Annotated in this window: 19 protein-coding genes; 3 read left to right on the forward strand and 16 right to left on the reverse strand. The window is 67.2% G+C overall.

The window, feature by feature from the left end:
• Positions 1-115: 115 nt before the first annotated feature.
• The 4 genes from BMZ69_RS16970 to BMZ69_RS16985 form a co-directional block, all read right to left on the reverse strand.
• Positions 116-1,093, reverse strand: a complete 978-nt coding sequence (locus BMZ69_RS16970) for a beta-ketoacyl-ACP synthase III (protein ID WP_092158652.1) — start codon at positions 1,091-1,093, stop codon at positions 116-118.
• A 96-nt stretch (positions 1,094-1,189) separates the two neighbouring features.
• Positions 1,190-2,284: a phosphate acyltransferase PlsX gene (gene plsX, locus BMZ69_RS16975; RefSeq protein WP_092158655.1), complete on the reverse strand. Its 1,095-nt coding sequence runs from the start codon at positions 2,282-2,284 to the stop codon at positions 1,190-1,192.
• 115 nt (positions 2,285-2,399) lie between these two features.
• Entirely contained in the window at positions 2,400-2,948 is a 549-nt protein-coding gene (locus BMZ69_RS16980) for a YceD family protein (protein WP_092158666.1), read from the reverse strand.
• Complete coding sequence (locus BMZ69_RS16985; RefSeq protein WP_092158870.1) at positions 2,945-3,445, reverse strand: ubiquinol-cytochrome C chaperone family protein; 501 nt, start codon at positions 3,443-3,445, stop codon at positions 2,945-2,947. The genes BMZ69_RS16980 and BMZ69_RS16985 overlap by 4 nt, the downstream gene beginning before the upstream one ends.
• A gap of 153 nt (positions 3,446-3,598) precedes the next feature.
• On the opposite strand from BMZ69_RS16985, the gene BMZ69_RS16990 reads away from it, so the two are divergent.
• The gene (locus BMZ69_RS16990) at positions 3,599-4,093 is read left to right on the forward strand and encodes an outer membrane protein assembly factor BamE (RefSeq protein WP_092158668.1); all 495 of its coding nucleotides are present in this window, start codon (positions 3,599-3,601) and stop codon (positions 4,091-4,093) included.
• Between the two features lie 80 nt (positions 4,094-4,173).
• Here the strand turns inward: BMZ69_RS16990 and BMZ69_RS16995 are convergent, their stop codons facing one another.
• From BMZ69_RS16995 to BMZ69_RS17005, 3 genes are all read right to left on the reverse strand, one after another.
• Positions 4,174-5,094 carry a DMT family transporter gene (locus BMZ69_RS16995; protein ID WP_092158670.1) on the reverse strand — a complete coding sequence of 307 codons (921 nt, stop codon included), beginning with the start codon at positions 5,092-5,094 and terminating at the stop codon, positions 4,174-4,176.
• Between the two features lie 102 nt (positions 5,095-5,196).
• Entirely contained in the window at positions 5,197-5,445 is a 249-nt protein-coding gene (locus BMZ69_RS17000) for a hypothetical protein (RefSeq protein ID WP_139219079.1), read from the reverse strand.
• 130 nt (positions 5,446-5,575) lie between these two features.
• Complete coding sequence (locus BMZ69_RS17005; protein ID WP_092158674.1) at positions 5,576-7,732, reverse strand: sodium-translocating pyrophosphatase; 2,157 nt, start codon at positions 7,730-7,732, stop codon at positions 5,576-5,578.
• A gap of 272 nt (positions 7,733-8,004) precedes the next feature.
• Between BMZ69_RS17005 and BMZ69_RS17010 the strand changes: the two genes are divergently transcribed.
• Both BMZ69_RS17010 and BMZ69_RS17015 read left to right on the forward strand, forming a co-directional pair.
• Positions 8,005-8,262: a CopG family ribbon-helix-helix protein gene (locus tag BMZ69_RS17010; protein ID WP_092158675.1), complete on the forward strand. Its 258-nt coding sequence runs from the start codon at positions 8,005-8,007 to the stop codon at positions 8,260-8,262.
• On the forward strand, positions 8,262-8,555 hold the full coding sequence (locus BMZ69_RS17015) for a type II toxin-antitoxin system RelE/ParE family toxin (protein WP_092158676.1): 294 nt from the start codon (positions 8,262-8,264) through the stop codon (positions 8,553-8,555). Before BMZ69_RS17010 ends, BMZ69_RS17015 begins: the two co-directional genes overlap by 1 nt.
• A 3-nt stretch (positions 8,556-8,558) precedes the next feature.
• Here the strand turns inward: BMZ69_RS17015 and BMZ69_RS17020 are convergent, their stop codons facing one another.
• The 9 genes from BMZ69_RS17020 to BMZ69_RS17060 form a co-directional block, all read right to left on the reverse strand.
• On the reverse strand, positions 8,559-9,770 hold the full coding sequence (locus tag BMZ69_RS17020; RefSeq protein ID WP_244543411.1) for an MFS transporter: 1,212 nt from the start codon (positions 9,768-9,770) through the stop codon (positions 8,559-8,561).
• Positions 9,771-9,806: 36 nt separating this feature from the next.
• Positions 9,807-10,811, reverse strand: a complete 1,005-nt coding sequence (gene thiL, locus BMZ69_RS17025; protein WP_348272480.1) for a thiamine-phosphate kinase — start codon at positions 10,809-10,811, stop codon at positions 9,807-9,809.
• A 114-nt stretch (positions 10,812-10,925) separates the two neighbouring features.
• Entirely contained in the window at positions 10,926-11,393 is a 468-nt protein-coding gene (nusB, locus tag BMZ69_RS17030; RefSeq protein ID WP_092158678.1) for a transcription antitermination factor NusB, read from the reverse strand.
• Positions 11,390-11,887 (reverse strand): 6,7-dimethyl-8-ribityllumazine synthase, encoded by a 498-nt coding sequence (gene ribH, locus BMZ69_RS17035; RefSeq protein ID WP_092158679.1) that lies wholly within the window; start codon positions 11,885-11,887, stop codon positions 11,390-11,392. Before ribH ends, nusB begins: the two co-directional genes overlap by 4 nt.
• 179 nt (positions 11,888-12,066) lie before the next feature.
• Positions 12,067-12,714: a riboflavin synthase gene (locus tag BMZ69_RS17040; protein WP_092158680.1), complete on the reverse strand. Its 648-nt coding sequence runs from the start codon at positions 12,712-12,714 to the stop codon at positions 12,067-12,069.
• Positions 12,714-13,844, reverse strand: coding sequence for a bifunctional diaminohydroxyphosphoribosylaminopyrimidine deaminase/5-amino-6-(5-phosphoribosylamino)uracil reductase RibD (ribD, locus tag BMZ69_RS17045; RefSeq protein ID WP_092158681.1), 1,131 nt, complete (start codon positions 13,842-13,844; stop codon positions 12,714-12,716). The genes BMZ69_RS17040 and ribD overlap by 1 nt, the downstream gene beginning before the upstream one ends.
• On the reverse strand, positions 13,837-14,334 hold the full coding sequence (nrdR, locus tag BMZ69_RS17050) for a transcriptional regulator NrdR (RefSeq protein ID WP_092158682.1): 498 nt from the start codon (positions 14,332-14,334) through the stop codon (positions 13,837-13,839). The genes ribD and nrdR overlap by 8 nt, the downstream gene beginning before the upstream one ends.
• Positions 14,335-14,343: 9 nt before the next feature.
• A complete protein-coding gene (locus tag BMZ69_RS17055; RefSeq protein ID WP_092158684.1) occupies positions 14,344-14,805 on the reverse strand; it encodes a PIN domain-containing protein in 462 nt (153 codons plus the stop codon).
• Positions 14,805-15,047, reverse strand: coding sequence for a hypothetical protein (locus BMZ69_RS17060; RefSeq protein WP_092158686.1), 243 nt, complete (start codon positions 15,045-15,047; stop codon positions 14,805-14,807). The genes BMZ69_RS17055 and BMZ69_RS17060 overlap by 1 nt, the downstream gene beginning before the upstream one ends.
• Positions 15,048-15,071 lie beyond the last annotated feature (24 nt).

A 15,071-nucleotide genomic window follows, 5' to 3' on the forward strand; every position in this document is an offset into this window, starting at 1 on the left:
CGGTCAATCCTCGAAACACCCGCATAGGTTGAAAAACGCGGAAAATCCGCGCTGACGACCGCTAAGAAAATGTCATAAATCAAAAGCGCTTAGCTTAGGCAGACAATCCGGCCGCCTACCAGCGGATCAGCGCCGAGCCCCAGGTGAAGCCGCCGCCCATCGCCTCGATCAGCACGAGCTGGCCCGGCTTGATCCGGCCGTCGGCATGGGCCTCGGCGAGCGCCAGCGGAATCGAGGCGGCCGAGGTGTTGCCATGCCTGTCGACAGTGACGACGACCCGGTCCTCGCCGATGCCGAGCTTGTGCGCCGTGGCGTCGATGATGCGGCGATTGGCCTGGTGCGGCACGAACCAGTCGATGTCATCGCCGGAAAGCCCGGTCTCCTCGAAGGTATGACGTACCGTCTCGGCCAGGTTGATCACCGCGTGCTTGAAGACCTCGCGGCCCTCCATGCGCAGGAAGCCCACGGTCTTGGTCGAGCCCGGCCCGCCATCGACATAGAGCTTGTTGGCGTAGCGGCCATCGGAGCGGACATGGGTCGTCAGCACGCCGCGATCGGCGAGCGTGCCGGTGCCCTCCTCCGCCCGCAGCACCACGGCGCCGGCGCCGTCGCCGAACAGCACGCAAGTGGCCCGGTCCTCCCAGTCGAGAATGCGCGAGAAGGTCTCGGCGCCTATGACGAGCGCGGTCTTGGCGGCGCCGCTGGTCAGGAACTTGTCGGCGGTGGCGAGCGCGAAGACGAAGCCGGAGCAGACGGCCTGCAGATCGAAGGCGGCGCCTTGGGTGATGCCGAGCTCGGCCTGGACATAGGTCGCGGTGGCGGGGAACGTGTGGTCGGGCGTCGCGGTCGCGACGATGATGAGGTCGATCTCGCTCGCGGGGATGCCGGCATCGGCGAGCGCAGCCTCAGCTGCCTTCAGGCCCACCATGCCGGTGGTCTCGCCGTCCGCCGCGATGTGGCGGGCGCGGATGCCGGTGCGCTGGACGATCCACTCGTCGCTGGTGTCGACCTTCGCCGCCAATTCGGCGTTGGTCATGATGCGCGCCGGCAGATAGGAGCCGCAGCCGCGCAGGACGGATCGCATTCTGGACAAGGACGTTTCTTCCCTACTCGCCCCGGAGCCCGCGCCGATCAGCTTGCATCGCAAGCGATCGGCAAAGCGGTCTCCTATTTTGATCTGGAGACGGATTCACCGATCAGATTGTTCAATCTGATCGGATCCGGCTCTAGCGACCTGTTGTGGCTCTGCCGGTGCTGCGCTGGGCCGCGCCGTCGCGGCGACCATCTCGCGCACCTTCGCCATCAGATTCTCGCGCGCCATTTCGTAGCCGAGTTCGGTCGCGCTGGCGAACCCGACCGCATCCGTGCCGCCATGGCTCTTGATCACGATGCCTTCCAGGCCGAGGAAAACGCCGCCATTGACCTTACGCGGATCCATCTTCTCCTTCAGCGCGAAGAAGGCGCCGCGGGCGAGAAGATAGCCGATTTTCGACATCAGCGAACGCCCCATCGCGGCCCGCAGATATTCGCCGATCTGCTTGGCCGTGCCCTCGGCCGTCTTGAGCGCGATGTTGCCGGTGAAGCCTTCGGTGACGACGACGTCGACCGTGCCCTTGCCGAGATCGTCACCTTCGACGAAGCCGTGATAGTCGAGATGCGGCAGGCCGCTCTCGCGCAGGATGCGGCCGGCCTCCTTGACCGCCTCGACGCCCTTGATCTCCTCGACCCCGACATTGAGCAGGCCGACACTCGGCCTGTCGATGTCGAAAACGACGCGGGCCATGGCCGCGCCCATCACCGCAAGATCGACCAGATGCTGGGCGTCGGCGCCGATCGTGGCCCCGACATCGAGCACGACGCTCTCGCCGCGAACCGTCGGCCACAAGCAGGCGATCGCCGGACGGTCGACCTGCGGCATCGACTTCAGGCAGAACTTCGACATCGCCATCAGCGCGCCGGTGTTGCCGGCCGAGACGGTGACGTCGGCCTCGCCGGTCTTGGTCGCGTCGATGGCGCGCCACATCGACGATTTGTAGCGGCCATAGCGCAGAGCCTGGCTCGGCTTGTCGTCCATCTTCACCGAGACCTCGGTGTGATGGAAGGTGGTGACCGCCTTGAGCTTCGGATGCGCATCCAGCAGCGGCGCGACCTCGCCCTCATTGCCGAAGATCACGAAGCGCGCGTCGGGACGGCGTTCGAGCGTGAGGGCGGCGCCCGGGATGACCACGGACGGGCCGTGATCACCGCCCATGGCGTCGAGCGCGATTGTAACCGGTCGTGTCATGCGGTGGTGATCGATTCCAGGGGCTGCGCCCCCTGCCGGGGCGGCCGGGTGGGCGGCGGACAATAGCGGGTTGGACGCTCGCCGCAAGGGAAAGCACGGAGGTTTTCGCCAATCATTACTCGCGCTTCAGCTGCAAGAGCGCCGCGAAAGGCGATTCGGCCGGCGTCTCGGGCGCCGGCTCGCTGAACGCCACGCCGGGCTTGCGCGGATAGGGATCGAGCGACAGCGCCAGGAATTCGAGGGTGACCGCCCCAAGATCGATCACGCCATCGACGATCGACTCCGGCGGCTCCTCCTCGTTGAGCAGCACCTCGATATCGATCTCGTCATCCTCGGACGGCTTCGCCATGGCGGCGATCTCGGCCTCAGGCGCGAAGTCGAGCTTGATCGGCACGTTGAGCTCGACCGGGAAGGGATCGAGCGTGACGACGCAGCTCTGGTGCAGGCTCGCCTTGATCACGCCCTCGAGCTTCACGCGCTCGCCATTTCGGGAGAGCGAATAACTCGCCTCCAGCGCCTCGACCGAGGCAACGCCGAGAAAGGCCGCGATCGCGGGCAGATCGGCCTGCTCCGGCACGACCTCGGCCGCGACCGGCCGCAGGGTGATGCTCTCGACGCGGATCGGGCGCCGTAGCGGCAACTGGTCTTGCTGGGACATGGTCATGTGGTGATGCTGTCGGCGAAAGGCGGAAACAACGGATCCATGCTGAGGATATCGTCGAGCGAGCGCGTGGCCAAGGCGGAGGCAGCCGCATCGACATGGCGCGCGAGCGCTGGCGCGTCGATGCCCGGGGCGATGTTGCGTTTCAAGGCTGTCTCGAAGGCGCCGGGCTCCTGTGCTGCCAGCGCCTCTTCATAGCCGCTGAGGCGACCGTAGAAGCTGCGGCCGATCTTCTTCATCCGCTTCGGCACGGCGATATCGCTGATTCCACCTTGCCGGAAGCCGAGTTCCAGATAAGCGAAGCTGGCGTCGATCAGGTCCTGCGCCATATCGGCCGCCGGGGCCGGCAGGTCGCGCAGGCGGCGCAGCACCAGAAAAAGATGCAGCGTCAACGCCTCGAAGCGCCCCTCGAACTCGTCGGGAACCCCTCCTTGCAGATAAAGAGCAGGCTCGCGCGAGGCATCGATGATGCGCTCCAGCAACGCATTGGCGGGCGCCATCCGCGCACGCTTCCTGCCGAACAGGCCGAAGATCACAGCCTTACCTCGCTTTTCCCGACTTGCCTTGCCAAAGCCATGCTCGGGCGTTACGCCAAGCGCACCCACCCTGACAAGCGCGGTCGCTCCGCGCGCCTTCCCTCGGATCCGCCACGAATGACTGCTCCGACCCGCCGTACCGTCCTGATCGGCTCGCTGGCCGCCGCGCTGCCGCTGGCCGGCTGTGGCACCGCCACCAATCTCGGCTTCCGCACCCCGACCTCGGCCGGCCTCAACGAGGAGTTCACCCGCGGCTTCGTCATGGACGAGGAATTGATCGCCAAGGTGAAGGTCGGCATGGACGTTCAAACGGTGCTGACCACGCTCGGCACGCCGTCGACGACCTCGACCGTCGGCAACCGCACCTTCTATTACATCAGCCAGACGGTGCGCCGCCGCTTCCAGTTCCAGGACTTCCAGGTGATCGACCAGAAGGTGTTGGTGATCTATTTCAACAAGGGCTTCAAGGTCGAGCGCATCGCCAATTACGGCCTGCAGGACGGGGTGATCTTCGACTTCATCAGCCGCACCACCACGACCGGCGGCGAAGAGCAGAGCTTCCTGCGCAACCTGTTCCGCGGCGTCACCAAGTTCACGCCGTTCGGCGCCTGACGGGCGTTGTTTCTCGCCAGATGCGAAAGCCCCGCGGCGCCGCCGCGGGGCTTTTTTTGCTTTGGGGCGGCGCCGGCTCTTCAGGCCCGCTCGGACTTTCGCTCCGGCAGCGTCATCGCGAACACGCCGACGATCACCAAAGCGAGGCCGGCCCAGGCGGTCGGGCTCAGGCGCTCGCCAAGGACGAGAACGCCGATGGCGACGCCGGTGGGCACGCGCAGATAGGCGACCGAGGTCGTCCCGACCGTGCCGAGCCGGTCGATCAACCGGAAATAGAGGATGAAGGCGAGCGCCGTCGAGAACACCGAGAGCGCCAGCAGCGCCTGGATCGATCCGGCCGAGGGCGTGAGCGTCCAGGGGCGGTCGACGAGCAGGCTGAAGGGGATCAGGATCACGGCGCCGCAGATCAGCGAGCCGGCGGCCGGCATGATCGGGTCGAGCCCCTTGAAATTGCGCCCGAACAGCGCCGCGCCGCCATAGCAGGCCGCCGCGACCACGAGGGCGAGCTGGGCCCAGAGCTCGCGGCCGAAGCCCGACAGCGCCTCGACGCCGATGATCAGGCAGACCCCGAGCATGCCGGCGGCGACGCCGAGGAGCTTGCGGCCAGCGGCTGCCTCGGATCGGAAGAGCAGCAGGCTGAGCAGGAAGGCGAAGATCGGCGAGCCGGCGTTGAGGATCGTGGCGAGGCCGGCATCGACGCTGGTCTCGGCCCAGGCGATCAGCGTGAACGGCACGGCGCTGTTCAGACAAGCCTGGATCAGGAAGCGCCGCCAAACGACGGGATCGCGCGGGAGCTTCAGCCCGCGCAGGCGAATGACGACGAGAAGGAGCGCGCCGGCAATCAGCGTGCGCGCCGCGATCAGGGTCAGCGGCGGGATCGTCTCGACCCCGAGCTTGATGAAGCTGTAGGAGGCGCCCCAGAGCGTCGCCAGCAGGAGCAGACAGGCAAGGTCGGTCAGGTGCCCCGATCGTGCGGTGGCGGAAGCGGCTGGGGTGGTCATCTGGTCCTCCTGGAGACGGGCGGACCATGACAGGCGGCGGCGGGCTCGTCGTTCGGGAACGCTACGGTGGCGGCCGTAGGCTCCTAAAGCCTCGGCAATCGTTCAGCGAAGCAAAGCCAGCACGGCGATCACCACCGCGATCCAGAAGAGCAGGCCATACCAGCCGGCCATTGTCGCCTCGAGCTGGCGGGAACCGTCGGGGTTGCGCGAAAAACCGAACCAGTTATGCCGTCGCGGCTCGGCTCGAAGAGGCTGCACGCGAATGCACCCGAAGGTCAGAAGTGGAACGAGCAGGCGCGCGGTCGTGTAGCCGAGCGCATCCAGAAGGATGCCTCCGATCAAATCTATCACGTCGATGCTCCGAATTTGATTCAAGCGGCTGAGAACTTGAATCTCGTTCGCCTTCCAAGCCGTTCACAACACAATGAAAAACCCCGCGGATCGCTCCGCGGGGCCAGGCTTCCAAAGATCGCCGCCGTGCTCAGCTGTGCGCCAGGATGGCGAGCAGCAGCAGCGCGATGATGTTGGTGATCTTGATCGCCGGGTTCACGGCGGGGCCCGCCGTGTCCTTGTAGGGGTCGCCGACGGTGTCGCCGGTGACCGAGGCCTTGTGCGCCTCCGAGCCCTTGAGATGGCGCACGCCGTCCTTGTCGACGAAGCCGTCCTCGAAGCTCTTCTTCGCGTTGTCCCAGGCACCGCCGCCCGAGGTCATCGAGATGGCGACGAAGATGCCGGTGACGATCACGCCCATCAGCATGGCGCCGACCGCGGCGAAGGCCTGGTTCTTGCCGGCGATGGCGTTGATGACGAAGAAGGTCACGATCGGCGCCAGCACCGGCAGCAGCGACGGCACGATCATCTCCTTGATCGCCGCCTTGGTCAGCATGTCGACGGCACGGCCGTAATCGGGCCGGTCCGTACCTTCCATGATGCCGGGCTTTTCCTTGAACTGCCTGCGGACTTCCTCGACCACCGAGCCCGCCGCCTTGCCGACCGCGGTCATGCTCATGCCGCCGAAGAGGAAGGGGATCAGGCCGCCGAGCAGCAGGCCGACGACGACGTAAGGGTTCGACAGGGTGAAGTCGACTGTGACGCCCTTGAAGTACTGGAACGTGGTCGAACCCGCCTTGTTGGCCTCGGCGACGAAGAAATTGAGGTCCGAGGTATAGGCGGCGAACAGCACCAGCGCTCCGAGGCCGGCCGAGCCGATCGCGTAGCCCTTGGTGATCGCCTTGGTGGTGTTGCCGACCGCGTCGAGCGCGTCGGTGGAGTGGCGGACCTCCTTGGGCAGGCCGGCCATCTCGGCGATGCCGCCGGCATTGTCGGTGACCGGGCCGAAGGCGTCGAGCGCGACGACGACGCCGGCCAGCGCGAGCATGGCGGTCGTTGCAATGGCGATGCCGAACAGGCCGGCAAGGCCGTAGGAGACGATGATGCCGGCGATGATCACGATGGTCGGCAGCGCCGTCGATTCCAGCGAGACCGCGAGGCCCTGGATGACGTTGGTGCCGTGGCCGGTGACCGAGGCCTGGGCGATCGAGACGACCGGGCGCTTGCCGGTGCCGGTGTAGTATTCGGTGATGACGACGATCAGCAGCGTCACCGCGAGGCCGACCAGCGCGCAGCCGAACAGCCCGCCCGAGGTGAAGGTCACGCCCTGCACAGTGGTGAACGAGGCGGCAAAGCCACCGAACATCAGGTAGTTCACCGCGGCGATGGCGCCGACCGAAAGCACGCCGGCGGCGATGAAGCCCTTGTAGAGCGCGCCCATGATCGACTGGTTGGCGCCGAGCTTGACGAAGAAGGTGCCGATGATCGAGGTGACGACGCAGGCCGCGCCGATCGCCATCGGATAGAGCATCATCGCGCCGAGAACGGGCTGGCCGGCGAAGAAGATCGCCGAGAGCACCATGGTCGCGACCAGCGTCACCGCATAGGTCTCGAACAGGTCGGCCGCCATGCCGGCGCAGTCGCCGACATTGTCGCCGACATTGTCGGCGATGGTCGCCGGGTTGCGCGGATCGTCCTCGGGAATGCCGGCCTCGACCTTGCCGACGAGGTCGGCGCCGACATCGGCGCCCTTGGTGAAGATGCCGCCGCCGAGACGGGCGAAGATCGAGATCAGCGAGGCGCCGAAGCCGAGCGCCACGAGCGAGTCGATAACGACGCGATCCGAGGGCGCAAAGCCCTTCATCCCGGTGAGGAAGCCGTAATAGCAGGCGACCCCCAGCAGAGCGAGGCCGGCGACCAGCATGCCGGTGACAGCGCCGGCCTTGAAGGCGACGTCGAGTCCCTCGCCGAGCGACTGCATCGCGGCTTGCGCGGTGCGGACATTGGCGCGGACCGAAACGTTCATGCCGATGAAGCCGGCGACGCCCGAGAGCACGGCGCCGATCAGGAAGCCGATGCCGACATAGGCGCCGAGCAGCCAGATCAGGCCGAGGAAGAGCACGACGCCGACCATGCCGATCGTCATGTACTGGCGCTTAAGATAAGCCTGCGCGCCTTCCGCCACCGCGCCGGAAATCTCCTGCATGCGCTGGCTGCCGGCATCGCGTTTCATCACGTCGCCATAGGCCCATAAGCCGTAGACGATCGATAACGCACTCAAGACAATGATGATGAGCAAGGCCGACATCGAATTTCCTATCCCTGAGATTTCGTCATCCGGGGCAGGACACCCCGACGGAGCCGGTTTTCCGGTTCTTCAAACGCAAGGAACGGCGCTGTCGGCCTGACAAAGAATCAGGCCTGCAGCGCCGATCACGAGTGTCGGGCGGGATTGTTGCCCAGTTTCCGCCAGAATCGCAAACGGATCGGCTGACAATTTTGAAGGGATGTCAGGGCCCTTCACTTGCGCGGGTACAATCGCTTATAATGTGTACGTCGTGCACATTCGCCGAGGCTACCATGACAACGACCACCATGACGATCCGCCTGCCGGAAGAGGTCAAGGACAAGCTCGGCCGGCTGGCTCAGGCGACGCGGCGTACGCCCTCTTTCCTCGCTGGCGAGGCGATCGCCGCCTATGTCGCCCGCGAAGCGGCGATCGTCGAAGGGATCGAGCAGGGTATCGATGATCTGAAAGCCGGGCGCCTCGTCGAGCATGAGACAGCGATGGCGAGGATCTCGGGCAGCATCGACAAGGCCGGCAACGGCAAGCGTTGATGCGCTCCCTCCTGTGGTCGGCCGCGGCGCTCGACGATTTCGAGAATGCCATCGCGCGGATTGCAGCTGACGATCGGGAAGCCGCCCGGCGGGTAGCCGCAGCGATCGACCGCGCCGCACACCTGCTGGCGGAGCGCCCGATCGGCCGGCCGGGGCGCGTCACCGGCACCTATGAGAAGACGGTGTCCGGGCTGCCGTGGATCATCGCCTATACCCTCGACGGTGACAGGCTCGTCGTGCTGCGCGTGATCCACAGCGCCCGCGACTGGCCGAAGGAGGGCTGGCCCGGTTGAGTCTCAGCCGGCACCGGCGGCCGGCCGCTTGCCCAGCGCCTGCCACGCGACCAGCGCCAAAGCGACCGCGACCGGCGGGAAGACCAGCCAGTTGACGCTGTCCCAGCCGCCTGCGCTGAGCAGCCCGCCGGAGGAGAAGGAGGCGATCGCCACCGAGCCGAAGACGAGGAAGTCGTTGGCGGCCTGGACCTTGACCCGTTCCTCGGGGCGGTAGCAATCGGTGACCAGCGCGGTCGCGCCGATGAAGCCGAAATTCCAGCCGACGCCGAGCAGGACGAGCGCGATCCAGAAATGCGCCACGCTGAGGCCAGACAGGCCGACCACCGCCGCGAGTGCGGTCAGAACCAGGCCGGCGGCGGTGAGCTTCTCCTTGCCGAAGCGGGCGATCAGGCGACCGGTGAAGAAGCTCGGCGCGAACATGGCGAGCACATGCCACTGGATGCCGAGCGCTGCTTCTCCCACCGAATGACCGCACGCGACCATGGCGAGCGGCGCCGCGGTCATGACGAAGCTCATCAGCCCATAGGTGACGAGCGCGGCGATCACCGAGGCGATGAACTTCGGCTGGCGCATGATCTCGGAGAGTGGCCGGCCACCACTGGACTTCGTCTCTTTCACCGGCGGCGCGCGCAGCGCCAGCACGACACCGATGGCGATGAGCGCGAGTGCCCCTTGCGCCAGGAAGCTCGCGGCGAAGGGCGCGGCCGGCGTCAGATCGCGCGTCCAGTAGACCGATTGCGGGCCGATCACCGCCGCCGCCAGCCCACCGATCATCACCCAGGAAATCGCGCGCGGCTTGAAGCTGTCGCTCGCCGTATCGGCCGCGGCGAAGCGATAGCTCTGGACATAGGAGCCATAGAGCCCGCACAGGAAGGTACCCAAGCAGAACAGCCAGAACAGGCGCTCCGCCACCCCTGTCGCGGCAATCGCGGCACCGAACGCGCCGATCAGCGCACCGATGACATAGCCGCTGCGACGGCCGAGCCGGCGCATCATGAACGCCGCGGGAATGACGCCGGCGGCGAGACCAAGCTGCATCAGGCTGACCGGGACGGTGGCGAAGGCCTGATTCGTGACCAGTTGCGAGCCGACGATGCCGCCGAGCGAGATCACGATCGCCGGGCTCGCGCCGCCGAGCGCCTGGGCGCCGGCAAGCACCAGCGCATTGCGCCTGGCGAGCGCATCGCCGTCCATCACCGGAACATGCTGGTTCATCGCAACCGCCGCCCTTCGCGGCCGTGCGGCCGCCTTCTAAAAATGAGCGAAGGAGCCGCGCGCGAATTCTCGCGGCCGGCCCGCTTCGGTATAGCGCACGCTGCCCACCTCGGCGGTGACGCGCCCGATGCGCGCCAAGCCGAGCCCCACCGCCTCGGCAGCGGCAGCCAGAGAAGGAAATTCTCCTTCGGGGATCGTACAGAGAATTTCGTAGTCGTCGCCGCCAGTCCAGGCCAGTTCCGCGAGCGCAGGATCGGCCATGACGGCAGCGCGGGCCGCAGGCGAGAGCGGCAGCGCGTCGAGATCGATCTCGGCACCCGCCTTCGAGGCCGCCAGCAGCTTGGCGAGATCGCCGACCAGGCCGTCCGAAATATCCATCGCGGCCGAGGCATGGGCCTGCAGGGCGGCGGCGAGCGCGGTGCGCGGCTGCGGATGCAGATAGCGGTCGGCCAGGAAGGCGCGGTCAGCTTCCGAGAGCCTGCCGACCCAGGCAGGCCGATCCGGCCCGTGCGCTTTGAGCCCGAGCGCACCGTCGCCGATCGTGCCGGTGACGGCGACGACATCACCCGGTTTCGCCCCGGAGCGCAGCACCATGCGGCCGGCGGGAACGCTGCCGAAGGCGGTGATCGAGAGCGTCAGCGGGCCGGTGGTCGAGACGGTGTCTCCGCCGATCAGCGGGCAGCCGCCCTCCCCGGCCATGGCGGCGAGGCCCTCGGCGAAGCCGGCGAGCCACTCTTCCGTCCAGCCCCTCGGCAAAGCGAGCGTCAATACGAAGCCGTCGGGCCTGGCGCCCTTGGCGGCGAGATCCGACAGGTTGACGGCGAGCGCCTTGCGTCCGATCGAAGCCGGCGGATCGTCGGCGAAGAAGTGCACGTCGGCGACGAGCGCGTCCGCCGTGACCACGATCTCATAGCCGCGGGCCGGGCGCAGCAGGGCCGCATCATCGACGAGGCCAAGCCCGGCACGCCCGGCGATCGGCGCGAAATAGCGGGCGATCAGCTCGAATTCGCCGGGTTTCCCGTCACTCGTCATTCTCGTCATTCGCTACCGCCCATCGTCATTGCGAGCGCGGCGAAGCAATCTTGGGAGACGTAGAGCTCTGCCGCCACTGGATTGCTTCGTCGCTGACGCTCCTCGCAGTGACGGGGAATGCCATCACACCGCCGGCGCGTCGAATTCCTCGGCGCGGACCTCGCGGGCCATCCTGTCGAGCACCGCATTGACCATGCCGACCTCCTCGCCCTCGTAGAAGGAGCGGGCAACCGCGACATATTCCGAGATCACGGCGCGGGCCGGCACGTCCTTGCGGAAGGCGAGTTCATAGGCGCCGGCGCGCAGGATGGCGCGGACCACCGCCTCGACCCGCTTCAGCGGCCAGCCGGAGGCGAGGAGCTCGTCGACCGAGCGATCGACCAGACGCTGCTCGCGGACGACGCCGCCGAGCAGATCGCGGAAGAAGGCGATCTCGGCCTTGGGAAGCTCGATGTCCTCGACCTCCTTGCCGATCCAGAAGGCCTCGAACTCGGCCATGGCCTCGACCACGCCGCGCCCGCCGACCTCCATCTCGTAGAGCGCCTGGACGGCCGACAACCGGGCGCCGCGGCGCATCTCGGATCGGCTCATTTCGACTCCTCCGCCAGCGAGCGCTTGTAACGCAGCACCGCGAGCGCAGCTTCCGCCGCGCCGCCGCCCTTGTCCATCTCGCTGCGGTTGGCGCGGGCCCAGGCCTGGGCGTCGTTCTCGACAGTGAGGATGCCGTTGCCCAGCGGCAGGGCGAAGGCGACCGACAGGTCCATCAGCGCGCGCGAGCTCTCGCCGGCGACGATGTCGTAATGGCCGGTCTCGCCACGGATGACGGTGCCGAGCGCGACGACGGCCTCATAGGGATCGACCGCCTCGTCGGCAGCACGCAGGCCGATGACGATGGCCGAGGGGATTTCGAGCGCACCGGGAACGGTGACGACATCGACGCGGCAGCCGGCCTTCTCGAGCACGGCGGTCGCGCCGGCGAGCAGCTCGTCGGCGAGCTTGTCATAGAAGCGCGCCTCAACCACGAGCACGCGGGCGCCGTCGAGAGGAGCGGCTGGCGCAGCCGAGGATTGCCGGGGTCCGGCCATGCGAAAATTCCTTCTGGTCACATCAAACAGGCTTCCGACCGGGTCGAAAGCAGTCAAGCCCTCATCCTGAGGAGCCATTCAGGAATGGCGTCTCCAAGGATGCTCCAGAGATCGCTGGAACATCCTTTGAGACGCCGCTGCGCGGCTCCTCAGGATGAGGGCTGAGGCAGGACGGGCTCTTAGCCCTGCCCACGCGCCTCCGCAAGCCGCGCGGCATACCGCGCCATCAGATCGACCTCGACATGGACGCCGTCCCCCTTGCGGCGCTCGCCCCAGGTGGTGACGCTGAAGGAGTGCGGGATCAGCAGCACGGTGAAGACGTCGTCCTCGACGGTGTTGACGGTCAGCGAGGTCCCGTCAAGGCAGATCGAGCCCTTGGCGGCAATGAAGCGGGCGAGCCCCTGCGGCGCCCGAATATGAAAGCGCGCGGTCGCACCCCAGGGCTCGCTCGGATCCGGCGCGATCTCGTCGATCTTCAGGATGGTGCCGACGCCATCGACATGGCCAGTGACGAGATGGCCGCCGAGCTCGTCCCCCATCTTCAGGGAGCGCTCGAGGTTGATCTTCGTACCCGGCATCCATTCGGCGACCCTCGTCTTCGCCAGCGTCTCGGCCGCAGTCTCGACCTGGAAGGCGCAGCCGGGCTCGCCGTCCTCGCGCGGCTTGAGCGCCGTCACCGTGAGGCAGACGCCGGCGCAGCAGATCGAGGCACCGAGCTCGATGCCGGAGGCTTCCCAAGGACAGGAGATATCGAACTGCTTCAGGCTCGGGCCCTTGGTCTCAGCACGAGTGACGGTGCCGATGGCGGTGACGATGCCGGTGAACATCAGGCGATCCTCGTGAACACTTCAAAACGGTCGCAGCCGATCTGCCCGGCTTGCGTGACGGCGTAGATTTCGGGATCGGCGAGCAGCGCCGCAAGACCTGGCCTGACGGCGACGATGCCATCGGCCCCGAGCGGCTTCGGCGAGGTCGAGACGATGACCTCGTCGGCGAGGCCCCGCAGCGCCAATTGCTCGCCGATCGTCGGGCCGCCCTCCGAGAAGATGCGGGTGATGCCGCGCGTCGCCAGCAGGCGCAGCGCTTCCAGCAAGTCGAGATGGCCGTCGGCGCCGCGCGAGACGCGCATGACCTCGACGCCGGCGGCGACGAGCTTCTCCTCGGCCGCGACCGGCGCGTCCTCGGCGGCGATCGCCCAGAGCGGCACGGTCGCCGCCCCCTGCACCAGCTTGGCATCGAGCGGCAGGCGGAGCGAGGAATCGAGCACGACGCGGATCGGCGAGCGGATTTCCAGGCCGGGCAGGCGCACGGTCAGCAGCGGATCGTCGGCAATGACGCTGCCGATGCCGAGCATGATCGCGTCATGGCTGGCGCGCAGGCGATGCACCCACTCGCCCGATTCCGGGCAGGAGATGGCAAGCCTTGCGCCCCCTGCCCCGCCAGCGAAACCGTCGGCCGTGCGTGCGACCTTGAAGGTCACCATCGTCCGGCCTTCAGTCACCCGCAGGACATGGCCGCGATGGCTGCGCTGGGCCTGGTCCTCAAGCACGCCGACGGTGACATCCACTCCCGCCATGCGCAGCAAAGCGTGGCTGAGGCCGGCGATCTGCGGGTTTGGGTCGGCCATGGCAGAAACGACGCGCCTGACGCCGGCGAGCAGGGTGCGCTCGACACAAGGCGTGCCCCCGCGGACAGTGCGATGCGAGCAGGGCTCCAGCGTGACGTAGAGCGTGCCGCCGCTCGCGGCTGCGCCGGCATCCTCGAAAGCCATCGCCTCCGCATGTGGACGGCCGCCCGGTTGCGTACGGCCCTCGCCGACGACCACCGGGCCATCCCGCCCGTCACGCACGACCACAGCGCCGACGCTGGGATTCGGCCAGGTCTGGCCGAGCCCGCGCGCGCCGAGCTCCAGCGCCCGCGCCATGAAGGCGCGGTCGATCGCGTCCTGGTCAGGCATCGTCGCGGGCGGGCGCCGGCTTTGTCGCGGGTTCGATGTCGTCGCCGCCGAGCTGGCCGAGCAGTTCCTCGAAATCGCGCGCCTCGCGGAAGTTCCGATAAACCGAGGCGAAGCGGACATAGGCGACGTCATCGAGCGATTTCAGCCCCTCCATCACCAGTTCGCCGATGGCCGAGCTCTGGATCTCGCCCTCGCCCGAACTTTCGAGCTGGCGGACGATGCCGTTGACCATGCGCTCGATCCGCTCGGGCGCGACGGGGCGCTTGCGCAGCGCCACCTCGATCGAGGTCTGCAGCTTGTCGCGGTCGAAGGCGGTGCGCCGGCCCGAGCGCTTGACCACGGTGAGCTCGCGCAATTGCACGCGCTCGAAGGTGGTGAAGCGCCCGCCGCAATCGGGGCAGACGCGCCGGCGCCGGATCGAGGCGTGGTCGTCGGTCGGCCGCGAATCCTTCACCTGGGTATCGAGCGAGCCGCAATAGGGACAGCGCATGGCGGACTTTCAGATGGGTTGAGCTTCAGCTCCGGCCTCGTCGGCCAAAGCGGCGGCGAGATTGGCGCTCGACCAGGACGGCCAGCCGGTGCCGGCGAAATCGCGGTCATGCGACCAGATGTCGGCATCATAGGTCCAGGCGAGCGCCAGGATATGCGCGTCATTGATGCTGCCGTTGCGTGAGCCGACGGCGCGCCGAAGGCTCTGCGCGGCTGCGCCAAGCCCATCGTTGTAGCGGACCTCTTCGACCATTTCGATCGCTTCGAGAATCTCGCTGGCGATCTCGATCAGGATCGGAGTGTCAGGCGCGATCCGGGACAGCACATGCCTGACTTCCAGTGCAGCTCCTGACGAGATCACCAGCGCGCGCCGGGCGCCAATCTGCTCCAGAAGCGGTCGGGCTCGGAAACCGAGCACGGCACTCAGGATGATGTTCGCATCGACGACAAGCGTCTCCGAAGGCTTGCGCATCAATCGTCGCGTTCGCCGAGGAAGCGCTCGAGCCGCAGCTTCGTCTCGGGCGACAGCGTCGCATGATAAGCATCGGCGCGCTTCAGCGCAGCGGAGATCCGTGCGGTATCGGGTCTTTTGACCGGCACGAGCAGCCCGACCGTCGCCGAGCCGCTCTTGATCGGGACGGGATGCGGCAGGGCCTGGATGGCGCCTGCCGACATCTTCTGGAGTTCGCGCATCGTCACGCTCTGACGGCTCATATCGGCCTCCTTGCCGACATGTAT

Origin of the sequence: Allobosea sp. CRIB-10 (assembly GCF_900112185.1) — a bacterium.
Lineage (GTDB): Bacteria > Pseudomonadota > Alphaproteobacteria > Rhizobiales > Beijerinckiaceae > Allobosea.